This is a genomic window from Halomonas meridiana, assembly GCF_009846525.1.
Taxonomy (GTDB): Bacteria; Pseudomonadota; Gammaproteobacteria; order Pseudomonadales; family Halomonadaceae; genus Vreelandella.
Genome location: NZ_CP024621.1, coordinates 2,444,284 through 2,466,454 on the forward strand (window position 1 = coordinate 2,444,284; position 22,171 = coordinate 2,466,454).

At 60.5% G+C, this 22,171-nt stretch carries 18 protein-coding genes; 5 read left to right on the top strand and 13 right to left on the bottom strand.

Annotated elements, in window-relative coordinates:
- Window positions 1-59: 59 nt before the first annotated feature.
- The 5 genes from serB to pgi form a co-directional block, all read right to left on the bottom strand.
- Window positions 60-977 (bottom strand): phosphoserine phosphatase SerB, encoded by a 918-nt coding sequence (gene serB, locus CTT34_RS11865; RefSeq protein WP_159342616.1) that lies wholly within the window; start codon window positions 975-977, stop codon window positions 60-62.
- A 3-nt stretch (window positions 978-980) separates the two neighbouring features.
- Entirely contained in the window at window positions 981-3,236 is a 2,256-nt protein-coding gene (parC, locus tag CTT34_RS11870; protein WP_253015896.1) for a DNA topoisomerase IV subunit A, read from the bottom strand.
- A gap of 75 nt (window positions 3,237-3,311) precedes the next feature.
- Window positions 3,312-5,279, bottom strand: coding sequence for a methyl-accepting chemotaxis protein (locus CTT34_RS11875; protein WP_167520880.1), 1,968 nt, complete (start codon window positions 5,277-5,279; stop codon window positions 3,312-3,314).
- Window positions 5,280-5,399: 120 nt separating this feature from the next.
- A complete protein-coding gene (gene parE / locus CTT34_RS11880) occupies window positions 5,400-7,295 on the bottom strand; it encodes a DNA topoisomerase IV subunit B (protein ID WP_159342617.1) in 1,896 nt (631 codons plus the stop codon).
- Window positions 7,296-7,478: 183 nt separating this feature from the next.
- Window positions 7,479-9,182, bottom strand: a complete 1,704-nt coding sequence (gene pgi / locus CTT34_RS11885; RefSeq protein ID WP_159342618.1) for a glucose-6-phosphate isomerase — start codon at window positions 9,180-9,182, stop codon at window positions 7,479-7,481.
- Between the two features lie 114 nt (window positions 9,183-9,296).
- Between pgi and cmoA the strand changes: the two genes are divergently transcribed.
- Both cmoA and cmoB read left to right on the top strand, forming a co-directional pair.
- Window positions 9,297-10,040 (top strand): carboxy-S-adenosyl-L-methionine synthase CmoA, encoded by a 744-nt coding sequence (cmoA, locus tag CTT34_RS11890; RefSeq protein WP_159342619.1) that lies wholly within the window; start codon window positions 9,297-9,299, stop codon window positions 10,038-10,040.
- A gap of 1 nt (window position 10,041) precedes the next feature.
- Window positions 10,042-11,052, top strand: coding sequence for a tRNA 5-methoxyuridine(34)/uridine 5-oxyacetic acid(34) synthase CmoB (gene cmoB / locus CTT34_RS11895; RefSeq protein ID WP_159342620.1), 1,011 nt, complete (start codon window positions 10,042-10,044; stop codon window positions 11,050-11,052).
- Between the two features lie 56 nt (window positions 11,053-11,108).
- On the opposite strand, the gene CTT34_RS11900 is transcribed toward cmoB, so the two are convergent.
- The 4 genes from CTT34_RS11900 to CTT34_RS11915 all read right to left on the bottom strand — a co-directional run bounded on the left by CTT34_RS11900 (window position 11,109) and on the right by CTT34_RS11915 (window position 14,528).
- Complete coding sequence (locus tag CTT34_RS11900) at window positions 11,109-11,783, bottom strand: zinc metallopeptidase (protein WP_159342621.1); 675 nt, start codon at window positions 11,781-11,783, stop codon at window positions 11,109-11,111.
- Window positions 11,784-11,856: 73 nt separating this feature from the next.
- A complete protein-coding gene (locus tag CTT34_RS11905) occupies window positions 11,857-12,975 on the bottom strand; it encodes an App1 family protein (protein WP_159342622.1) in 1,119 nt (372 codons plus the stop codon).
- Window positions 12,975-13,538 carry a type 1 glutamine amidotransferase domain-containing protein gene (locus CTT34_RS11910; protein WP_159343779.1) on the bottom strand — a complete coding sequence of 188 codons (564 nt, stop codon included), beginning with the start codon at window positions 13,536-13,538 and terminating at the stop codon, window positions 12,975-12,977. Before CTT34_RS11910 ends, CTT34_RS11905 begins: the two co-directional genes overlap by 1 nt.
- A 108-nt stretch (window positions 13,539-13,646) precedes the next feature.
- Window positions 13,647-14,528, bottom strand: a complete 882-nt coding sequence (locus tag CTT34_RS11915) for a helix-turn-helix transcriptional regulator (RefSeq protein ID WP_159342623.1) — start codon at window positions 14,526-14,528, stop codon at window positions 13,647-13,649.
- A 168-nt stretch (window positions 14,529-14,696) separates the two neighbouring features.
- Between CTT34_RS11915 and CTT34_RS11920 the strand changes: the two genes are divergently transcribed.
- The 3 genes from CTT34_RS11920 to CTT34_RS11930 are packed head-to-tail and all read left to right on the top strand — an operon-like array spanning window position 14,697 to window position 16,990.
- On the top strand, window positions 14,697-15,401 hold the full coding sequence (locus CTT34_RS11920) for an ABC transporter permease (RefSeq protein ID WP_159342624.1): 705 nt from the start codon (window positions 14,697-14,699) through the stop codon (window positions 15,399-15,401).
- On the top strand, window positions 15,398-16,135 hold the full coding sequence (locus tag CTT34_RS11925; protein ID WP_159342625.1) for an ATP-binding cassette domain-containing protein: 738 nt from the start codon (window positions 15,398-15,400) through the stop codon (window positions 16,133-16,135). Before CTT34_RS11920 ends, CTT34_RS11925 begins: the two co-directional genes overlap by 4 nt.
- Window positions 16,136-16,183: 48 nt before the next feature.
- Window positions 16,184-16,990: an ABC transporter substrate-binding protein gene (locus CTT34_RS11930; RefSeq protein ID WP_159343780.1), complete on the top strand. Its 807-nt coding sequence runs from the start codon at window positions 16,184-16,186 to the stop codon at window positions 16,988-16,990.
- A 63-nt stretch (window positions 16,991-17,053) separates the two neighbouring features.
- On the opposite strand, the gene CTT34_RS11935 is transcribed toward CTT34_RS11930, so the two are convergent.
- From CTT34_RS11935 to cysD, 4 genes are all read right to left on the bottom strand, one after another.
- Window positions 17,054-18,640: an ABC transporter substrate-binding protein gene (locus CTT34_RS11935; protein WP_217352961.1), complete on the bottom strand. Its 1,587-nt coding sequence runs from the start codon at window positions 18,638-18,640 to the stop codon at window positions 17,054-17,056.
- 38 nt (window positions 18,641-18,678) lie between these two features.
- On the bottom strand, window positions 18,679-19,569 hold the full coding sequence (locus tag CTT34_RS11940; RefSeq protein ID WP_159342626.1) for a homocysteine S-methyltransferase family protein: 891 nt from the start codon (window positions 19,567-19,569) through the stop codon (window positions 18,679-18,681).
- An 89-nt stretch (window positions 19,570-19,658) separates the two neighbouring features.
- The gene (gene cysN, locus CTT34_RS11945; protein WP_159342627.1) at window positions 19,659-21,104 is read right to left on the bottom strand and encodes a sulfate adenylyltransferase subunit CysN; all 1,446 of its coding nucleotides are present in this window, start codon (window positions 21,102-21,104) and stop codon (window positions 19,659-19,661) included.
- Window positions 21,104-22,063 carry a sulfate adenylyltransferase subunit CysD gene (gene cysD, locus CTT34_RS11950; protein WP_159342628.1) on the bottom strand — a complete coding sequence of 320 codons (960 nt, stop codon included), beginning with the start codon at window positions 22,061-22,063 and terminating at the stop codon, window positions 21,104-21,106. Before cysD ends, cysN begins: the two co-directional genes overlap by 1 nt.
- Window positions 22,064-22,171: the final 108 nt, after the last annotated feature.

Sequence of the window (22,171 nt, forward strand, 5' to 3'; positions counted from 1 at the left end):
AAAACGGCGGTGCTAACCAGCACCGCCGTTTTACGTTGACCCGCGTCGTCTGGCTTAGGTTAGGTTAGCTCAGCGTCGCTATAGCCAAGCAGGTACAGCACGCCATCCAACCCTGCGACGGAGATCGCTTGGCGTGCTTCGGCACGCACCAACGGTTTAGCACGGAACGCCACGCCCAACCCCGCCGTTGCGAGCATTTTCAGATCGTTCGCACCATCGCCGACGGCAACGGTTTGCGCCAGCGGCACGCCTTCGCGCTCGGCAATCTGCGTCAATAGCGCCGCTTTTCGCTCGGCATCGACGATGGGTTCCTGAACTGCGCCGGTCACTTTGCCTTGCTCGATGACCAGCTCGTTGGCATGAATTTCATCAAACCCAAGCCGCTCTTGAAGGTAGCGGGCAAAGTAGGTGAAACCGCCGGACAGAATCACCGTCCGGTAACCCAAGCGTTTCAAATTCGCCATCAAGCGTTCGACACCTTCCATCAGCGGCAGCTCTGCAGCAATACTGGCCAGCACCGACTCCTCCAGGCCCTCCAGCTTGCTCATACGCTCTCGAAAGCTGGCCTTGAAATCCAGCTCGCCGCGCATGGCCCGCTCGGTCACGTCTGCCACTTCTTGACCTACGCCATGGCGACGGGCCAACTCGTCGATCACTTCCGCTTGGATCAACGTGGAGTCCATGTCGAAGCAAATCAGGCGCGGCGCATCCGTTGGTCGGGGTGGTTGCACGACGAGATCCACACCGTGGGTGTCACCCAGCGCCAGCGCCGCTTGGCGCAGTGCCGTCAGCGATTCGGGCGCGCCACTCGCGTGAAGCTCCAGGCAATCCATCGCGCTGCCCTGTACCGTGTCCGCCAGCGTCTGGCGACGCTCCTCCTGTAAACCGAACTGCTCCATGAGCGACGCCACGGCAAGCTCTACCGTCGCCGTCAGGCGCGGCGCCAACAGCGTGACCACCACATTTCCGCGTGCCATCCATTACTCCCCTGCTTCTAAACGATCTACTTTTTGGAAACCACGCGGCAGCTTGCTGCCCCTTCTGCCACGCTCCCCGCGATAATACGCTAGGTCATCCGCTTTGAGGGTCAGTTTGCGCTTGCCCGCATGAATGATCAGCTCGCTGCCTTCGGCCACCACGGCAATATCCCGCACGAACTCTTCCCGCCGTGCGGCGCGGGGGCCGGGGATATCAAGCATTTTGTTGCCTTTGCCTTTGGCCATCTCGGGCAACTGATCCAGAGGAAACAGCAGCAAACGACCTTCATTGGACACCGAGGCTACCCAGAGCCCTTCGCCTTCCGGCACCTCGATGGGGGGCATGACGCGACAGCCTTTGGGCACGCTGAGCACGGCTTTACCCGCTTTGTTCTTGCCGGTAAGGGCTTCGAGCTGAGCCACGAACCCGTAGCCCCCGTCGCTGGCAAGCAGGAAGCGTTTGGTGGGCGGCGCGAGCATCAGACCCGCCATCTGCGCCCCCGCTGCCACGTTCACTCGCCCGGTCACCGGCTCGCCCTGGCCACGGGCACTGGGCAAGTTGTGTGCTGCCAAGGTGTAGGCGCGGCCAGTATCGTCCAGCAGCACCAGCGGCTGATTGGTTTTACCTCGGGCTGCTAAGCGGAAACTATCCCCCGCTTTGTAGGAGAGCCCTTCGGGGTCGATATCGTGGCCTTTGGCAGCACGAATCCAGCCTTTATCGGACAGCACCACGGTAATCGGGTCGGCCCCCAGCAGTTCCACTTCAGAGAGCGCTTTGGCTTCGCTGCGCTCCACCAGCGGCGAACGGCGTTCGTCGCCGTGCTCTTTACCCGCTGCGCGGATCTCTTTCTCGATCAGCGTGGTGAGCTTGGCTTCGCTACCCAGCAGCCCCTGCAGGGTTTTACGCTCTTTTTCCAGCTCATCCTGCTCGCCGCGAATCTTCATCTCTTCCAGCTTGGCAAGATGGCGCAGACGCAGTTCAAGAATGGCTTCAGCCTGACGCTCAGTCAGTCCAAAGGCGCTCATCAGGGCAGGCTTGGGCTCATCCTCTTCGCGGATGATGCGGATCACCTCATCGATATTCAGGTAAGCGGTCAGTAGGCCTTCTAGAATATGCAGGCGATCTTCCACTTTGCCTAAACGGTGCTCGAGGCGGCGACGCACGGTGGCACGGCGAAACCGCAGCCACTCACCCAGCATATCGGTCAGCGGCATCACCCGTGGGCGGCCATCCAGGCCGATCACGTTCATGTTCACCCGCACGTTCTTTTCCAGATCCGTGGTGGCGAACAGGTGCGCCATCAGCGCTTCGACATCCACACGGCTCGAACGTGGCTCGATCACCAAGCGGGTCGGCTCTTCATGGGTCGATTCATCGCGCAGATCGGCCACCATAGGCAGCTTTTTCGCCTGCATTTGCGCGGCAATCTGCTCCAACACTTTGGCACCGCTGACCTGATAGGGCACGGCGGTAATGACGATGTTGGCGTCTTCACGTACGTAGCGGGCGCGTAATTTGACCGAGCCTCGGCCAGTCTCATAGAGCTTACGCAGATCCGCTTTCGGCGTGATGATTTCTGCATCCGTCGGGAAATCCGGTGCAGGCACGAACGCCATCAAATCCGTCGTGGTGGCCTCGGGATGACGCAGCAGGTGGCAAGTGGCTTCCACCACTTCCGAGACGTTATGGGGCGGAATATCGGTCGCCATGCCCACCGCAATGCCCGTGCCGCCGTTGAGCAGCACGTGGGGCAACCGCGCGGGCAGTACTACAGGCTCTTGCATGGTGCCATCGAAGTTCGGCGCCCACTCCACGGTGCCCTGGCCCAGCTCGCTGAGCAGCACTTCGGCAAATTTGGAGAGCTTGGCCTCGGTGTAGCGCATCGCCGCGAAGGATTTCGGGTCGTCGGGACTACCCCAGTTACCCTGGCCATCCACCAGCGGGTAGCGGTAGCTGAACGACTGCGCCATCAACACCATGGCTTCGTAACAGGCGCTGTCTCCGTGGGGGTGAAACTTACCCAGTACGTCACCGACGGTACGCGCCGACTTTTTGTACTTGGCATTGGCGTGCAGCGCCAGCTCGCGCATGGCGTAGATGATCCGCCGCTGAACGGGCTTCATGCCATCGCCAATGTTGGGTAAGGCGCGGTCTAGAATGACGTACATCGAGTAGTCGAGGTACGCTTTTTCGGTGTAATCGCGTAGGGACAGACGCTCGACGTCGCCCTCCGCTACTTGAATATCCATGTCGATCATACTCTACCTTGACAACAAAACCGCCCCTGGCGGGGCGGCTAAATAAGCGGACTTGCGGCCACTCAAGAGGGCGCGCTAAGTAAGATGCCGGCTTTCCTGCTCACTGTGCGGCAATGCACGGGAGTGGCTCTCGCCCTGCGCACTGCCATGAAACTCATCCAATAGCCCTTTTAGACGCTGCGCTTGCAACGAAAGCTCATTGGCCGCTCCCGCCGCTTGGCTAACCAGCCCGGCATTTTGCTGGGTCACGGTATCCATCTGCGTCACGGCCCGGTTAATCTCATCAATGCCGTTGGTTTGTTCGCTGGAGGCTTGGCTGATCTCGCTGATCCGCGCGGACACCTCCTCGATCGACGAGACGATCTCTTTCATCGCCGCTTCGGCCTCGTCGGCATAGCCACTGCCAGTAGCGATTTGCTCGGACGTGGTCTTGATCAAACCGTTGATATTACGCGCAGAGGCGGCACTTCGGGAGGCCAGTTCGCGTACCTCACTGGCGACCACGGCAAACCCACGCCCGTGTTCGCCGGCGCGAGCCGCCTCGACCGAGGCATTCAGCGCCAAAATGTTGGTCTGGAACGCAATGTTTTCGATCACTTGAACGATAGAAGCCACCTCGACCGAGCTTTCATTGATGCTTTCCATCGATTGCGCCAACCGCGATACCTGCTCACCGCCGCGCTTCACTTTCGCCGCTGACTCCTTCACGCGCTGGTCCGCCTCTTGGGCGTTATCCGCATTCCGCTTCACCGTCGCCGCCATCTGCTCCATGGTCGAGGAGGTCTCTTGCAGCGAAGCGGCCTGCTGCTCCGTGCGGCTCGACAGTTCGTTATTGCCAGCGGCGATCTCAGACGATTCGCTGGCAATGGCATCCGCCACCCCGCGCACGTCACCGAATAGGCGCTGGAGCTTCTCGGAGTAGCGGTTCACTGCACGGCGCAGTTCACCAATCTCATCGTCGCGGTAAATGGTCAACTCACGCCCGCCATCGTTCTGACCGAGCTGATCAATTTGATGCGTGGTACTGCGAATTTGCGCCAGTAGAATGCGGCCACCCCACCAGCCAAGCCCTAATAGCAGCGCCAACAGCGGCAAAATGAACAGCAGCAAATCACGGGTCAGCGTTTGCGCTAGTGCGGTCACTTGGTCACTGGGTGTCACGAGCCCGAGTGTCCAGCCCGTGGTGGGCATATCGAACAAACGCACTTCAGCCGGGCTTGCCAGCACTCCCGCACTCTCGACGCTGGTTTGCGCTTGCCCTGCCTCCAACGCTTCCACTACCGGCGTTAGCCAAGGTTGGTTGCTAGCAACGCCTGAAAGGCTTTGCATCTCATCCGACGACTGCTCCACGCCGGGGAGATCGATGATGTTACGCTCGCTATCGAGCACGAAGGCGTAGCCTCCCGTGCCTCCGCCGTTCTCTGCCAAGAACGCCGCGACACCGCCTAGCTGCATGTCGATGGTAGCGACACCGGCAAAGGCCTCATTGCTGTAGTACGGTACGCTACAGGTGACCATGGCGACCCCGGTCGCTGGGTCACGGTAAGCCGCCGACCAAACGCACTGCCCTGGCGTGGCATCGCGAGCGCTGCTGTACCACGCTTCCTCGTGATAAGGGGCCGCGCTGGGTGCATTGTAATCGTCCAGAAAGTCCAGCCCGCCCTGGCCGTTACGCGCCCAGAAAAAACTAAATTTATCGACGCCGGGTGCAAACGCGCTTGGCTCTGGCCAAATACCGCCACCGGCGATAGTGCTATTGCCATTGTCGTCCACCACATTGGGCAGCGCTTGTCGGTAGAGGGCGTCATCCAGCGGTAGCGATTCGGCCAGTGCGGCAAGGCTCGAAGTAGTGCCTTCTACTCGCGCTAACTGGCCATTGAGGGCATTGACGATGGCGCCTCCGGTTCGGTCGATCAGCGACTCGCTGGCTTCAATGACCAGCGGCTGTCCCCGCCACGCCATCACCCCGTAAATACCCGCCCCCATCAGTAGCGTGAGCACCACCGCCGATAACGTCAATTGCCGTGAAATTGAGTTAAACAAAGCCCGTCTCCCATACGTGAGCGCTTGACACGCGTTTTCGACTAAATGCCTATGGTTAGACTATCGGCCAGTTGGCGGTAGACTCCAACAACGCACCGTTAACGTTTGCCTGCTTGCGAATTACACCTCGATATCGGCCAAGTTACCGTAATCTTCTAACCACTTTTTACGGTCGCTGGCGCGCTTTTTGGCCAGCAGCATGTCCATCATTTCCAGAGTGCCATCGCCTTCGTCCAGCGTGAGCTGAACGAGACGGCGGGTTTCTACGGCCATGGTGGTTTCGCGCAGCTGTAGCGGGCTCATTTCACCCAGGCCCTTGAAGCGCTGGACGTTGGGCGTGCCCCGCTTTTTCGCTAACTGTTTCAAAATGGCGGCTTTCTCGCTCTCATCCAGGGCGTAATGCACCTCTTTCCCCAGATCGATCCGGTACAGCGGCGGCATGGCAACGAAGACATGCCCTGCATCGACAAGGGCGGGGAAGTGTTTGACAAACAGCGCGCAGAGCAGCGTAGCGATATGCAGACCGTCGGAGTCGGCATCGGCAAGAATACAGATCTTGTGATAGCGCAGCTTTTCGAGGTCGGCGCTGCCCGGGTCAGCACCAATCGCCACGGCAATATCGTGGACTTCCTGGGAGCCGTAAATATCGTGGGAGTCCACTTCCCAGGTATTGAGAATCTTACCCCGCAGCGGCAGGATGGCCTGGGTGTCGCGGTTACGCGCCTGCTTGGCGCTCCCGCCGGCCGAGTCGCCCTCCACCAGAAACAGCTCGCTCAGCGCCGGATCTTGCCCCGAACAGTCCGCCAGCTTGCCGGGCAGCGCCGGACCGGAGGTCACTTTCTTACGCGCGACCTTCTTCGACTTCTTTTGGCGCTGCTGGGCCGCGCTGATCACCAGTTCGGCAAGCTGTTCGGCCTGCTCGATGTGATGGTTCAGCCACAGCGAAAAGGCGTCTTTGACCACGCCTGAGACAAACCCAGCAATGGTGCGCGACGAGAGGCGCTCCTTGGTCTGTCCCGCAAACTGTGGATCGAGCATTTTCACCGAGAGCACGAAAGAGGCGCGCTCCCACAAATCGTCGGCAGTGAGCTTGATGCCGCGGGGCAGCAGGCTGCGGTATTCACAGAACTCCCGCAGAGCGTCTAGCAGGCCGGACCGAAAACCATTGACGTGGGTGCCACCCTGGGGCGTGGGAATGAGGTTGACGTAACTTTCGAGGAGCGCCTCGCCACCTTCCGGCAGCCACTGAATGGCCCAGTCCACGCCGTGCTCGTCGTCACTGAAGTGGCCTACAAACGGCTCCTTGGGCAGCACCTCATAGCCATCGGTGGCTTCGGCCAGATAGTCGCGCAGGCCATCGGCGTAGGCCCACTCGGTTTTGGTGCCATCCGGCTCGACCAGGGTGACCGAGAGCCCTGGGCAAAGCACCGCTTTGGCGCGCAGCAGGTGCTTCAGTTTGGATAGCGCGAGCTTCGGGCTGTCGAAGTAGCTTTCGTCGGGCCAGAAGCGTACCAGGGTGCCAGTGGCACGTTTGGCGGCTTTGCCGATTTCATGCAGCTCTTCGACCTTTTCGCCGTGCTCGAAGGCAATGGCGTGGCGGGCACCGTCGCGGGTCACTTCGACTTCCAACCGTCGAGACAGCGCATTGACCACCGAGACGCCCACGCCGTGAAGGCCACCCGAGAACCGGTAGCTCGACGAGGAGAACTTACCGCCCGCGTGAAGCTTGGTCAGGATGAGCTCGACCCCGGAGACGCCGTGTTCCGGGTGCAGGTCGATCGGCATGCCGCGGCCGTTATCCTGGACTTCGATGGCTCCGTCGCTGTGAAGCACCACGCTGATGCTCGAAGCATGACCCGCCAGCGCCTCGTCGACACTGTTGTCGATGACCTCTTGGGCGAGGTGATTGGGACGTGAGGTATCGGTATACATACCGGGACGCTTTCGCACCGGCTCGAGGCCTGAGAGAACCTCGATCGAACTCGCGCCGTACTGGGAGGCATCAAACTGGGTCATGTAACGTCGGTTCCTGAAAAAACGTACTGAACAAAAGCGTACAGGCGGCCTGGTTGGGTGCCGTACAAAGGCAGTCACTAGTCCTATCAACGCGAGAGGCACACCGGAAGAGACCGCGCATAAAGGTACACAGGATAGCGGAAAAGCAAAAAGCTGTATATCCAGCCATATAGATCGAGCTGCCTACGCCTGCTCTGCGGCCCAAAACGCCTCGATGAGACCGCGGCTAGAGGCGTCCATTCGGCCAAGGTCGCCCTCTCCATCAATGATGGCCTGGGTATCGGTGGCAATCTGCTTGCCCAGCTCGACGCCCCACTGATCAAAGGGGTTGATGTCCCATATCACTGCCTGTACGAACACCTTGTGCTCGTAGAGCGCAATCAGCGCGCCGAGGGTCGCAGGCGTGAGCTTGTCCAGCAGCACGGTGGTCGAGGGCTGGTTGCCACGATACCGTTTGTGTTCGGGGCGCGGGCCATCCTCCTCCAAAGCATCGTCCCCCAGCATCAGTACGCGGGATTGGGCAAAGCAGTTGGCCAGCGCCAGACGATGCTGGGCCTTCAAGTGGCGACGGGTATCCGGGTCTTCCACCTCATCGTAGCGCTTCAAGGGCGCGATAAAGTCGCATACCACCGGCTGCGTACCCTGGTGCAGCAGTTGGTAAAACGCATGCTGGGCATTAGGGCCTAACTGCCCCCACAGCACTGGGCAGGTGGAGTAGTTCACCGCCTGGCCCTGGCGGGTCACGGACTTGCCGTTGGACTCCATCTCGAGCTGTTCGAGGTAAGCAGCAAAGTACTCAAGCCGCCCGTCATAAGGCAGAATCGAGTGGGCACGAATATCCAAGAAGTTGACGTTCCAAATACCTGCCAACCCTAACAACACCGGCAGATTGTCCTCTAGCGGCGCCTCGCGAAAATGGCGATCCATGGCATGGGCGCCCGCCAGCAGCTCGCGGAAGTTCTCCATGCCGATCACCAGCGCAATCGGCAGGCCAATGGTGCCCCACAGCGAGTAGCGTCCGCCAACCCACTCCCAGAACATCAACTGGTGGTCCGGGGTAATCCCCCACTCGCTCATCTTGTCGGGGCTGGCCGATACGCCGATGAAGTGCTGGCGCAGGATGAGCGCCTCGCTAATCGGCTTGGCATGGGGGCTGGCGTCCGGTAGGTCGGCGTGCTGGGTGAGCCGACCAATCAGCCAGTCGCGAGCGGTGTTGGCGTTGGAGAGCGTATCGATGGTGGTGAACGACTTCGACGACAGCACGAATAGCGTGGTTTCGGGGTTAAAGCGGCTAAGATAATCCGCCAGTTGGGAACCATCCATCGTGGAGGCAAAATGCACCTCCACCGGGTGAATATCGCTGGGGCGATAGTCCGCGAGGGCATGAGTAACCATCAGCGGCCCTAAATCCGAGCCGCCCACGCCTAAATTCACCACGTGACGAATAGGCTTGCCGGTGGCCCCCCGCCACTGGCCCGCATGTAGCCGCTGCACCAGGCGCTCCATTTGCGCCAAGCTGTCATGCACGGCCCCGACGATATCTTCGCCTTCCACGTCCAGGCTCGCATCCGCAGGTAGGCGCAAGGCGGTATGCAGCGCTGGGCGGTTCTCACTGACGTTCACCCGTTTACCGCTCAGCAGCGCCTCGATGGCCCCTGGCACGCCCGCCTCTTGGGCCAGCGCCAGCAGGTGCTCCAGCGTATCGTCGTCCCACCGCTGCTTGGAAAGATCGAGAGTGAGCCCCGCCACCTGACGCGTAAAGTGCCGCCAACGGCTGGGGTCTTCCCCAAACAGGTGCTTCAAGTGGACATGTTTAAGCGCTTGCGCATGCTGCTGTAACGTTTGCCAAGCGGGAAGCGTATCGGGAGTTGCTGTTGCTGAAGCCATGTGCCCTCTCCTGTGGCGTCGTTCCGTGAGGCAGGAATCTGTGTTGATCAGGCCTGTTCTGCGTTAACAAGGGCGCGTAAACTACGCAACCTCATTAACCATCCTGGCTTGCCCATGAGTGATGCATCTTACCGCGACGCTATCTTTTCAACACCCCTAGACAAGGTGGCTAGGTTCTCCTTCGATGAACAGGTCGTCGCGTGCTTCCCCGATATGATCCGCCGCTCGGTGCCCGGCTACGGCCAAATCCTAGGTATGCTGAGCCTGATTGCCAAACGCCATCTGCGCCACGGTGCCCATGTTTATGATCTGGGCTGCTCGCTGGGCGCATCCGGACTCGCCCTGGCAGGCGCTCTACCCGCCGATGCGTTCCGCTATACCGGTATCGACCTTTCCCCGGCCATGGCGGCCCGGGCGAAGCAGACCTTTCTCGATGAGTGCCCCGAGCACGCCATGCAGGTGGAAGAAGCCGATATTCGTACCTACGAGTATGCGCCTTCGGGGATGATCATTCTCAACTTTACGCTGCAGTTTTTGCCACCGGCCGATCGTGATGCGCTACTCAAGCGGCTTTACAACACGCTTGAGCCCGGCGGCGTGCTGATTCTTTCGGAAAAAACCGTCGATGCCGACGAGCGCGACAACGCTTGGCGAGTCGAGCGCTATCACGACTTCAAGCGTGCCAATGGCTACAGCGATATGGAGATCAGCCAAAAGCGCACCGCGCTTGAGAACGTGCTGATTCCCGATACGCTGGATGCCCTGCACGAGCGATTGTCGCTGGCGGGCTTCCCCCGCGCCATGACCTGGTTCCAGTACCTGAACTTCACCTCGCTGATCGCCTTCAAGGAGGGTTAACGTGGCGCTACTCCCTGACGATCATCGCGTGCTGTATCAAGCGTTTTTAGATCAGGCCACTCAAGATGCCTCGCTCACGCCCTGGCTTGCCAAACTCCCCGAGCAGCTCGCCAGCGGGCTGGACCGCCAGCGCCACGGCGATCTCTCTGCCTGGGAAAAAGCCGTGGCCAAACTGCCGACGCTGCCGGAAGAGCGCCGTGTGGATCTAAACAGCGACACGCTGACGGTAGAAATCGATCTCACCGACAGCCAGCAGCGCCAGTGCTTCAACCTGCTGCGTAAGCTGGCCCCGTGGCGTAAAGGGCCGTTCAACCTGGGTGGTATCGAGATCGACACCGAGTGGCGCTCCGACTGGAAATGGCAGCGTGTCGCGCCGCATCTCGCGCCGTTGAAGTACCGCAAGGTGCTGGATGTAGGCGGCGGCAGCGGCTACCACGCCTGGCGGATGGCGGGTGCAGGCGCGGCTTTCGTGTTGGTGATTGACCCTTCCCCGCGCTTTTATTGGCAGTTCCAAGCGGTGCGCCACTTCGTCGGCAACGCCGATGACGGCCGTACACAGTTTCTGCCGGTGGGTATCGAGGACGTGCCCGAGAACCTAGGTTTCTTCGACACGGTGTTCTCCATGGGCGTGCTGTACCACCGCCCTTCGCCCCTTGAGCACCTGCAACAGCTAAAAGGCGCGCTGGCCCCCGGCGGTGAGCTGGTGCTGGAAACCCTGGTGGTAGAAGGCGACGAGCAGACCGTGTTCGTACCCGGCGAGCGCTACGCCGCGATGCCCAACGTCTACTTTCTGCCCTCCTCCAAAGCACTGTGCCACTGGCTAGAGCGCTGCGGCTTTACCAACGTGCGAGTGGTGGATGAAGCGGTGACGACGCTCGATGAACAGCGCTCCACCGAGTGGATGACTTACCAGTCGCTGGCGGACTTTCTCGATCCGGATGATCGCAGCCGCACCATAGAAGGCTACCCTGCACCACGCCGCGCGGTGATTCTGGCGAACAAGCCGGAGTAGTGAGTGATGGCCGCCCAGCACTTTTAAACCAGTACTTTTAAATCAGCACTTTTAAATCAGCGCCTTAAAATCACCAGCCAGCGACCCAGGTTCATCACGCTGGCCAGTGACGCGGCCACATAGGTAAAGGCGCAGGCGGTGAGTACGTGGCGGGCACCGGCCATATCGGCAGGCGGCACGTACTCTTTCAACAATGGCAACGCACGATTGAAGCTGGCATCGAACTCCACCGGCAGCGTGACAAGATGTACCAGCGCGGCGGTGCCGAAGCTAATCACTGCCATCACGATAATCATCGCAAGCCCGCCGGGTAGCCGCGTCAGCAGGAACAGAAATGGCGCGGCCATCATCAAAATCGCCCCTAGCTTTTCGGCCTTTTGGGCCACCCGTACCAAACGGCTGCGGGCCAGCAGTGGCGCATAACCTTCGTGGTGCTGAATGGCATGACCCACTTCATGGGCGGCAACGGTCACCGCCGTCAGCGAACGGCCATCGTAGTGATCGGGCATTAAGCGTACACAGCGTGCCTCAGGGTCGTAATGGTCGCCCTGCTCGGTGCGCTCTACCCGCACGCCCTCCACACCCATGCGGCGTATCAGGTGTTCGGCCAACTCCGCGCCGGTGCCCGGGTAGTCGTCGCGGCCTCGAGTATGGCGCTTTAATACCCATTTTGCCCATAGGTTGGGCAGCACGAAAATGGCCAGCGCCAGCACGATTAAGAGGATGAGCATCACGACACCGGAACCCGCCAAGTAAGAGAGACATCAACGCTTAGTTTTACCACGAATGGCAGGGGAACACAGCTTAGGCGGGCTCGTGACGATGGGCTTCAACGTCGCGCTGTACAGACTGCAAGCCGCGCGCTGAAATATCCCCTTGGGCGTGAGCATGCTCGGCAATCAAAATGCTGTCTGCCGCCAAGACCAGCTCACACTCGGTGTGAGCCAATTCATCGCGCAAGCGCTGGATGGCGGCTTCCCGCTGTGGGTCGCTATCCACACGGCGAATGTAGATTGCTTTGATCCGATCCGGGTAGGCTTTGACGACCTCCGTGTAGACCTCGGGATCATGCTGACCGCTATCGCCAATCAAAATGCAGGGCATGTCGTCATACAGCGCCAGCATACGGTCGATGAGCTCACGCTTGTGCGCTTCTGCCCGGCGCGGCCACGGCTTACGCCATGAGATGCCCCACTCCCGCAAAAACAGAATCGGCCCAACCGGGATCCGGTTCATTTGGAAAAAAGCTTCCAACATTTCATAAATGGCCCAGGGGCCACGAGAAACGTAGAGGATCGGTCGTTCGCCCTTTTCGGTCTGCCCACGGTAAAGCGCCTGATAGAGCGACGCGACGCCAGGGAAGGCCGTCCGCCGGTGTGGCTTGCGGACGAACAGTCGATAGAGCATCTTGAGCTTTTCCGCCACGCCGGTGAACATCACCGTATCGTCGATATCGCTGATCACCAGCAGATCCGCTTCGGGAGGCGGGACGTACACCTCGACATTCGTGCGGATGGGCGGATGCCCCTGGGCGTGTACCAGGATATCGGCACGATGCCAGGAAACGTCGACCGGCAGCGGCGTCGTGACAGGCAGGTGAGCGTCGAAGTAACCGTCTCTGTCGGTGGTCAAGCAGAGCGCGTTATCCCCAATCCGGATATCGACCTTGGCACCGGCAAGTCCGCGACGGAAGACGCGGCGCGCCACGTCTGCGGTATCGCGCAGCATGCCGCGTCTAGGAATGGCGCGGCCGAGCGCCGCTTGGCGGAACACTCGGCCCATGACGAAGATTTCCCGCTGAGAACCGTAGCCGCGATAGGGGTGTACCATCATCCCACTGCGGCCACTGTCCCGCTTCATCGGTTTTGCAACAACGTGGGCAAGCCTTTTGGCAAAGCTTGCCCACTGGTGGTACCACGCCATTAAGCGTGCTGGCCTGAGTGACGCCCTTCCTGCAGCTCTTCCAGCAGTTTGGCATTGAAAGCATCCAGGTCTTTAGGAGTACGGCTGGTCACGAGGCCGCTATCGACCACCACTGGCTCATCCACCCAATTTACACCGGCATTACGCAGGTCTTGGGCAACGCTTGGCACGGAGGTCATTTTGCGCCCGTCGACCACGCCTGCGTTGATCAAAATCCAGGGGGCATGGCAAATGGCGGCAACCGGCTTGCCCGCTTGGAAGAACGCTTTGACGAAGCTTAAGGCATCGTCATTTAGGCGCAGCTCGTCAGGATTGAACAAGCCGCCTGGGAGTACTAGCGCGTGATAATCCGACTCGCTGACGTCGGCCAAGGCTTTGTCGGCGCCGTAAGTATCGCCCCAGTCAGTTTCGGCCCAAGCGCGAATGCCCTTACCTTCCGGCGACACGATATGCACCTCGACCCCTTCTTTCTGAAGCGCCGCGCGAGGCACGCTCAGCTCGGACTCTTCGAAACCGTCGGTGGCTAAAATAGCAACACGCTTACCGTTCAGTGCTTGATTCATCATGCTCTCCTTTTCGTGATGAGTGTGCGTCTACAACGCCTCTCCCAGTGTGGCGCATCTTATACAATCGTCAAGCGCAGATACCAAAATCGTCCAGTCGCTAGGCGCTTAAGCGTTGTACAACACACGCCCTAGCTGGCCCACATCGTAACCGCTAAGGGTGCTGGCTCGCTGGGCAAAACGGGGCGTGCGCGCAAAGGCAAAAAGCGCCTGAACGGCGGGCTCGAAATAGCTGCGTCGATGCATGACCATATCGAAGGACTCCTCCACCAGCGGAAGGAATTCCAACTGCTGGCGCTGGGCAGCGGCCTGCATGCCAAGCCCGACATCGGCGTCACCTTGGGCGATGGCCAGGGCCAAATCGTCTTCACTGAGCGCAGGGTGCGCCGCCCATCTCAGCGCTTCGTGCGCGACGCCCGCCTGTTGCAGCAAGCAGTTCATGAGCTGCGCGGCTCCTGCGCCCGGCTGACGATGGGCCAGCACGGCTTTGCGCTTGGCAATGTCGCCCACCGATTGAATGCCCAACGGATTGCCTGGGGCCAAAAGCAGCCCCTGGCGGCGCGTGGCCCAATGCAGCACGATCAGGTCGCGCACTCCGCCCAGGCCCAGCGCGGCCGGCTCGTTATAGCGCCCGGAAGCCACGTCGAGCAGATGGATCCCCGCCAGCATCGCCCTGCCCTCCAGCAAGCGGCGCACGCCGTCGCCACTGCCCTGACACAGCGAGGCCAAGTCACTCCCGCTCTCGCGCACCGCCCACTCCAGCAGCGGGTCTTGGCTGCCCGCCAATACCGGCGGAGGCGGCTGCCGCTGCGCCTGGTCGCCTTCCAAGTGGCTAAGCACCCACATATCAATATGCTGTCGAGGAAACAGCAGCTTTCCCGTCGCACGGCTGCAGGGGATATGGCCCTGACGCACCAGGTCGTACACCTTGCGCTCTTTCAAACGCAGATAGTCGGCCACCTCAGCGGTGGTCAAATAGTCGTTTGGCATCGCTTACCCTGCATTTAGCTGCGTATGGCTGCATATATTTCAGTAGCCAATGCATAACATCAAGTAAACGTACACTATGCAGCCTACTGAATACACTTTGCTCACCCGTTTCTTCCGTGGCCACCGCACTGGCGTGTGCGCGACCCGACGCTTCTACATCAGGTACTTATGTCAGCAAGTGATAACCCTTTTTATACGGCGCTCGCGCTGATTCTGGGCATGGACTCCGATTTGATCGACATCGTGGTGCTCTCTTTGCAGGTGTCGCTGGTCGCCGTGCTGATCGCCAGCGCCTTGGCGTTGCCGGTGGGAGCGGCACTCGCCCTATGGCGCTTTCCTGGACGCAATGGGCTGATCGTCTTACTCAATGCACTGATGGGGCTACCGCCGGTCGTGGCTGGGCTATGTGTCTATTTGCTGCTCTCCCGGGCAGGACCATTAGGCTCGTTTGGGCTGCTGTTCACGCCCAGCGCCATGGTGATTGCTCAAGTCATCCTGGTATTTCCCATTATCGCCGCGCTGACGCGCCAGCAGGTGGAAGCCCTGCACCATGAGTACGCCGAGCAGCTACGTTCGTTGGGGCTGACCCAGCGACGCATGATGCCCACCCTACTGTGGGATGCGCGCTTTGGCCTGCTGACGGTGATTCTGGCGGGCTTTGGCCGGGCCAGCGCCGAGGTGGGCGCAGTGATGATCGTCGGTGGCAATATCGACGGCGTGACTCGGGTGATGACCACCAGCATCGTACTGGAGACCAGTAAGGGGGATCTTCCCCTGGCGCTCGGGTTGGGCATCGTACTGCTGACGCTGGTCACCCTCATCAATGCGCTGGCCCATGCGGTCAGTGAAGCGGCCAAGAGGCGGTTAGGATGAATGCACCGCTCACTACCCCCTCTTTCACCCCACTGGCCGATGTGCCAGCCCTGCACTTTCAGCAGGCGAGCTTTACCCATCGTGGACACGCCTTGTTGGTGCCCACCACTTTCACGCTGTCTGGCTGTCAGCGCACGTTGATCATGGGGCCTAACGGGGCGGGTAAAAGTCTGTTCATGCGTTTGGCTCACGGTCTACTCCGCCCTAGCAGCGGCCACGTTAGCTGGGAAGGCGCACCTCCCGTGCAGGCCATGGTGTTTCAGCGGCCGGTGCTGCTGCGTCGCTCGGTCATCGATAATCTGATCTACGCCCTGGCCGTCAAACGCGTACCTCGCCGGGAGCGCACAGCGCTCGCCTGGCAGGCACTGGAGAAGTTCGGCTTAGCAGCTCTGGCCAAGCGCCCCGCGCGGGTGCTGTCTGGCGGCGAGCAGCAGCGGCTCACCCTGGCCCGCGCTTGGCTGTTAACCCCTTCCGTGCTGTTTTTGGATGAACCCACCTCCGCCCTTGACCCCGCCGCCATTAAGGCGGTGGAAGATGCAGTGAACGAGTTTCACCAGAGCGGGACGCGCATCGTCATGACGACCCACGACCTGCATCAGGCGAAGCGGCTCGCCGACGACGTGCTGTTTATGTACGGCGGTCAGGTGCTGGAGCACACCAGCGCCGAGCGATTTTTCGACACCCCGGCCTCCTCGCAGGCCAGGGCGTTTATCCGGGGCGAACTGGTTTGGTGACCCCCACTCAGCGTTGAACAATACCCAAAGGAGCAGACCGTGAAGACAATGACCACGCTTATCACCGCCAGCGTATGCACGACCGCCTTGGCCTGGAGTGCTTCCCTACTCGCGGATGACGACTTCATTACACTCGCCTCCACGACGTCCACCGAGAACTCAGGGCTGTTCGATGCCATTATCCCCACGTTCACCGAGGCCACCGGCATCGACGTGCGCGTGGTGGCCGTCGGCACCGGGCAAGCGTTTGAGATCGGCCGCCGTGGTGATGCTGACAGTCTGCTGGTACACGATACGGCAGGCGAGGAGCAGTTCGTGGCGGACGGTTACGCCACGGAGCGTTTGGACGTCATGTATAACGACTTCGTGATCGTAGGCCCCAGTGACGACCCGGCAGGCATTAGCGACAGCGAGAGCGTCGCCGACGCCTTTGCGCGTATCGCCGAGAGCGGATCACCGTTTGCCTCACGAGGCGATGACAGCGGCACGAACCGCGCCGAACTGCGGTTGTGGGAAGACGCGGGCGTGACGCCTCAAGGCGAGTGGTACCGCGAGCTGGGCAGTGGCATGGGCCCGACCCTAAACACCGCTGCGGGTATGGACGCCTACACCTTTACCGACCGCGCCACCTGGGTCGCGTTCGATAATCCGCAAAACCTCACGCTGCTGTTCGAAGGTGACGAAGCGCTGTTTAACCAGTACGGCAGCCTGCTGCTCTCGGAAGAGCGTCATCCGCACTTGAAGCATGATTTAGCCGCCCAGTGGCACCAGTGGCTCGTTTCTGAGGAAGGCCAGCAGGCGATTACTGACTTCGAGGTAGGCGGCCAACAGCTGTTTTTCCCTAACGCTGAGTAAGCCGATCGCCAAAGCGCCAGCCCACATTTGACGGGCTGGCGCTCGGCTCGGGTCACCCTTGGCTCAACTGGCGATCCACATCTTCTCGACCGAGCGAGTCGCTACCTCACCCGGCACGTCGATATAGCCGCGTACGTCAGCACGATTGGCAGAGATCGAATCCATATAGAGCGGTGCCACGGTGCTGCCCTCCTGCTGATACAGCACCTGGATATCGTGGTACATCTGACGCCGCTTGGTCTCGTCCTGCTCACCACGTGCCGCAATGATCAACTGATCGAGCTGCTCGTTGGCCCAGCGCGCTTCGTTCCACGGCGCATTCGATAAATTGACCATGGAAAGGTAGGCATCCGCCGTTGGGCGGCTCGACCAGCCAGAGGCGCAAAACTCGTGCTGACGCCACACTTCCGACCAGTAGCCATCGGCGGGGACGCGATTGACCTCCAGCGGTATTCCGGCACGCTGGGCCGACTGCTGATACAGCTCCGCCGCCGAGACCGCGCCTTCAAAGGTCGCACCGTCTGCGGTGCTTAGCCGAATGGGCCTATCCATGCCGGATTGACGCCAGTGATGGAGCGCTTTGTCCGGATCGAAGGCATGGCTGGGGAGATCGGTGGTGAAGTAAGGATTGCTGGGAAATAGCGGTGAGTCGTTGCCCACCTGACCATAGCCTTGCACCAGCAGATTCAATAGTTGCTCTCGGTCGAGGGCGTACTTCATGGCCAAACGGACGTCTTTGTTATTGAAAGGCGCGCGGTCGGCCAAGCCGGGGAACGTTACCTGGAAACTGCCCACGTTACGGTTGATGGTGAGCGATGACGCGCTCTCCAAACGGCTGACGATACTGGGTGTCACCCTGTTGACGAAGTGAACCGAGCCGCTCATCAGTGCCGCTACCCGTGCGGTGGCATCGTTGAAGGCACGGGTTTCGACGCTGTCGACGAAGGCACGATCCGACTTCCAGTAGTTCTCGTTGCGCTTGACCAGAGTACGTACTCCCGGCTCAAAGCTCTCCAGCACGAACGGCCCGGTGCCAATCCCGTCATCGAAATTCGCACCGGCAGGAGTGATGGCAAAGTTCACCTCTCCCAGCAAGTACGGTAAGTCCATGTTGGGCGCCGACAACGTCATGACCACTTGATGTTGGCCACGGGCGGTCAGCTCGGTGATTTGCTCCATGTAACCCTTCACGGCCGAAGGCGAATCGTCGGCACGGTGATGGTTGAGCGAGTACACCACATCGTCGGCGGTGAGGGTTTTGCCGTTATGGAAGGTCACGCCTTGTCGCAGGGTAAAGACCCACTGCGTCGCATCGGTCGTCTCCCACGATTCGGCCAACCCGGGTGCCAACGTGCCATCATCGTGGAGTTCGGTCAGGGTATTAAATAGCTGACGCCCCACATGGTACATGTACTGCTCGAAGTAGTAGGCCGGGTCCAAACGATCACTGCTAGAGGCGTTATCGATCGCCAAAATGAGATGCCCACCGCGTTGTGGGGTAGCATCCGTTTGTGCGCTCGCCCAGCGTGGCAACAGTAGTCCGCCCAAGGCGCTGGCAGATACCGATAGCGCAGCGGAGTGTTGCAGAAACTGGCGACGGGTGACGCCAGCCATGCGCCCCGCATCGGGTAAGTTCGTTCCTTTCTTCATGGGGAGATTCATCCTATGCAATCAATAACAACACGCTGCTAGCTACGTACCGCGTCGGCCAGCTTGGCAATGTGCTCAGGGCCAATACCACAGCAGCCGCCGATCATGGTGGCGCCGGCGGCCTGCCAGCGCTGGGCGAAGTCGGCATAGGCATCGGGCCCTAAGTCATCGCGCATGTCACTCACACCGGCGTTGGCGGCGATGTGGTTACTCTGGGGGACGAAACTATTGGCGTACACGCCCAAACGCAGCGTGGCCCCTTTCTCCAGCACCACGGTGTGCGCTTGGCGAAGCGCCTCTTCCATCACCTCCGCTTGGCTGCAGTTGAACAGCAGCGCTTCACCGCCCGCCTCCAGCACCGCTGAAACGGCCTCTTCGACCCGCTCACCGGAGCGCAGCGCGCAGGGCAGTTCGCCATTTTCATCGGCGTCTTGCAGGGTGAACGAGAACCAGCGTGGGCGGGTATCGTCACCCAGCGCAACGGCCACGGCCCGGGCCTCCTCCGTGGCGCTCAGCGTCTCTGCCAGCCACACGTCCACGTAGGGAGCTTGACCCTCGATCAGCGTGGCCAGCAGTTTCGGGGCGCGCTGGGCATCGAAGAGCGCCGGCTGATAAGAACCGAACAGCGGCGGCAGCGATCCCGCGACGGTCACCGCATCTCCCGCCACGCTGTCACGCGCTAGCTTTCCCGCCAGCGTCGCCAGTGCCAAGCCGCGCTCGGCAAAGCATGCCTCGCCAATGTGAAAGGGCACGACGGCATAGGCATTGGTGGTAATCACCTCGGCGCCTGCCTGAATGAACGCGCGGTGCGCTTGGGTCACGCACTCGGGGGCTTCCATTAGCGCAAGCGCCGACCACTCCGGTTGGCGAAACGGAGCACCTAAGCGTTTCAACTCACGTCCTAAGCCACCGTCTAACAGGGTTAACATCGACTCTCGCTCCTTGGTGTCTCGATTCAGCATTACCTAAAAATTGACGCCGCAGAGCGGCGTCAACAGGGGTTCAATAAGGGGCGGCGTTAGCGTCCCAGCAGCGACCCGATATCTTTTGCTTCCCAGTGCGGGAAATGCTTGCGCACCAGCGCGTTCAGATCGCGTTCGAAGGCGGCCCAATCGGTAGTGGTGGCCTGCTGGCGCGCATTCGCCACGCCACGAATCATGCCCGCTCCCACCGTCACATTGGTCAGCCGATCGATCACGATAAAGCTACCGGTGCCTGGGCTAGTGCGATAATCGTCGACGGGAATAGCGGCGGTCAACTCTACCTCGCAGCGGGCAATGGCATTGAGCCCCAGCGAATCGGTGGCGTGCTTTTCCAGCGTGTTGACGTCGACCTGATACTCGATGGCGCTGACCTGCCCCGCTAAATCGCGGGTCGCCAGCTTGATATCGTAGAGCTTGCCGGGCGTGAGGGCCTCCTCATGCATCCACACGATGTCGGCGCTAAAGACGTTCGACAGCGGAATCTCGGCATCGGCGCTGACGATCCAATCACCGCGGGAAATGTCGATCTCGTCTTCCAGAGTAACGGTAATCGCTTGGCCGGGGTACGCCGCGTCCAAATCACCGTCGAAAGTGACCACGCGTGCCACGCGAGACGTCTTACCGGAAGGCAGCGCTTTGACCGCCTGGCCGGGACGCAGCACCCCCGCCGAGAGCGTGCCGCAGTAGCCGCGGAAGTCCAGGTTCGGGCGATTGACGTACTGCACCGGCAGACGCAAATCGGTGAGGTTCTGATCACGGGTGACTTCGACGTTCTCCAGCAGCTCGATCAGCGTTTTGCCCTCGTAGCGCTCGCCGTCCTCGAAGTACCAAGGCGTTTGCTCGCTGCGATTGACCACGTTGTCGCCGTTGAGCGCCGACATCGGCACGAAACGGATGTCCGGGGCCTGCAGGTTGGTAGCGAACGCGCGGTACTCGTCGACGATCTCGTTGAAGCGTGCTTCCGAGAAGCCCACCAAATCCATCTTATTCACTGCAATGACCAGATGCTGGATGCCCAGCAGGTCGGCAATGAAGCTGTGGCGGCGCGTCTGGGTCTGCACGCCGTAACGTGCGTCGATCAGAATGATCGCTAGGCTTGCCGTGGAGGCACCGGTGGCCATATTGCGGGTGTACTGCTCATGCCCTGGGGTATCGGCAATGATGAACTTGCGCTTTTCGGTAGAGAAGAAGCGGTAGGCTACATCGATGGTGATGCCCTGTTCTCGCTCGGACTGTAGGCCGTCCACCAGGAGCGCCAGATCCACCGTATCGCCGGTCGTGCCGCTGGTTTTCGAGGCCTTGGTAATGGCTGCCAACTGATCTTCGAAGATCATCTTGGAGTCGTGGAGCATCCGGCCGATGAGCGTCGATTTACCGTCATCGACACTGCCGCAGGTAATGAAGCGCAGCAGGTCTTTGTTTTCGTGCTCGTGCAGGTATTGCTCGATGTTATCGGCAATTAACGTTGATTGGTGTGCCATTAGAAGTACCCCTCACGCTTTTTCTTCTCCATGGAACCGGCCTGATCGTGGTCGATGGCACGGCCGCTGCGCTCGCTGGTCTTGGTCAGCAGCATCTCTTGGATGATTTCCGGCAGCGTGGCGGCTTTGGACTCCACCGCGCCAGTGAGCGGGTAGCAGCCCAACGTTCTGAAACGCACCCACTTCTCTTCAGGCACCTCGCCAGGGGCCAGGGGCAGGCGGTCATCGTCCACCATGATCTGCATGCCGTCGCGCTCGACCACCGGGCGTTTGGCGGAGTAATAGAGCGGCACGATGGGAATCGACTCAAGGTAGATGTACTGCCAGATATCCAGCTCGGTCCAGTTGGAAAGCGGGAACACGCGAATCGATTCGCCTTTGTTGACCTTGGCGTTGTACACGTTCCAAAGCTCGGGGCGCTGGTTTTTGGGGTCCCAGCGGTGGTACTTGTCGCGGAAGGAGTACACCCGCTCTTTGGCACGGGACGCCTCTTCGTCGCGGCGCGCACCGCCAAAGGCCGCATCGAACCCGTATTTATCCAGCGCCTGCTTGAGCGCCTGGGTCTTCATGATATCGGTGTACTTCGCGCTACCGTGATCGAAGGGGTTGATGTTGGCAGCCCGCCCCTCTTCGTTGGTGTGCACGATCAGCTCCATGCCCGCCTCTTCCGCCATGCGGTTGCGGAACGCGATCATTTCGCGGAACTTCCAGGTGGTATCGATGTGCATCAGCGGGAACGGCGGCGTGCCAGGGTAGAAGGCTTTGCGCGCCAAGTGCAGCATGACCGAGGAGTCTTTACCGATGGAGTACATCATCACCGGGTTACTGAACTCTGCCGCCACTTCTCGGATGATGTGGATCGACTCGGCTTCGAGCTGCTTCAGGTGGGTCAGCCGGGCAGCATCCGGTGCGCTTGGCACCTCTTGCGTTGCCGCCGACGGCGCAGAAAACTGGTTCATTACCTACTCCCTCACAAAACGGTGCTTGCTTGTATCGAGACGGCTTTTCAAGGAAGCCTTTGCAAACATGAACGGCCGTCCAGCGCACAGAGATCGCAAGACGGGCAT

Bases quoted from the DNA above. Each gene is read 5' to 3' on its own strand.
- serB (WP_159342616.1), bottom strand. From the start codon at position 977: ATGGCACGCGGAAATGTGGTGGTCACGCTGTTGGCGCCGCGCCTGACG.
- CTT34_RS11940 (WP_159342626.1), bottom strand. From the start codon at position 19,569: ATGTTAACCCTGTTAGACGGTGGCTTAGGACGTGAGTTGAAACGCTTA.
- cysN (WP_159342627.1), bottom strand. From the start codon at position 21,104: ATGGCACACCAATCAACGTTAATTGCCGATAACATCGAGCAATACCTG.
- CTT34_RS11910 (WP_159343779.1), bottom strand. From the start codon at position 13,538: ATGAATCAAGCACTGAACGGTAAGCGTGTTGCTATTTTAGCCACCGAC.
- CTT34_RS11905 (WP_159342622.1), bottom strand. From the start codon at position 12,975: ATGGCGTGGTACCACCAGTGGGCAAGCTTTGCCAAAAGGCTTGCCCAC.
- cmoA (WP_159342619.1), top strand. From the start codon at position 9,297: ATGAGTGATGCATCTTACCGCGACGCTATCTTTTCAACACCCCTAGAC.
- CTT34_RS11925 (WP_159342625.1), top strand. From the start codon at position 15,398: ATGAATGCACCGCTCACTACCCCCTCTTTCACCCCACTGGCCGATGTG.
- pgi (WP_159342618.1), bottom strand. From the start codon at position 9,182: ATGGCTTCAGCAACAGCAACTCCCGATACGCTTCCCGCTTGGCAAACG.
- CTT34_RS11900 (WP_159342621.1), bottom strand. From the start codon at position 11,783: ATGCTCATCCTCTTAATCGTGCTGGCGCTGGCCATTTTCGTGCTGCCC.
- CTT34_RS11930 (WP_159343780.1), top strand. From the start codon at position 16,184: ATGACCACGCTTATCACCGCCAGCGTATGCACGACCGCCTTGGCCTGG.
- parC (WP_253015896.1), bottom strand. From the start codon at position 3,236: ATGATCGACATGGATATTCAAGTAGCGGAGGGCGACGTCGAGCGTCTG.
- CTT34_RS11920 (WP_159342624.1), top strand. From the start codon at position 14,697: ATGTCAGCAAGTGATAACCCTTTTTATACGGCGCTCGCGCTGATTCTG.
- cysD (WP_159342628.1), bottom strand. From the start codon at position 22,063: ATGAACCAGTTTTCTGCGCCGTCGGCGGCAACGCAAGAGGTGCCAAGC.
- parE (WP_159342617.1), bottom strand. From the start codon at position 7,295: ATGACCCAGTTTGATGCCTCCCAGTACGGCGCGAGTTCGATCGAGGTT.
- CTT34_RS11915 (WP_159342623.1), bottom strand. From the start codon at position 14,528: ATGCCAAACGACTATTTGACCACCGCTGAGGTGGCCGACTATCTGCGT.
- CTT34_RS11935 (WP_217352961.1), bottom strand. From the start codon at position 18,640: ATGAAGAAAGGAACGAACTTACCCGATGCGGGGCGCATGGCTGGCGTC.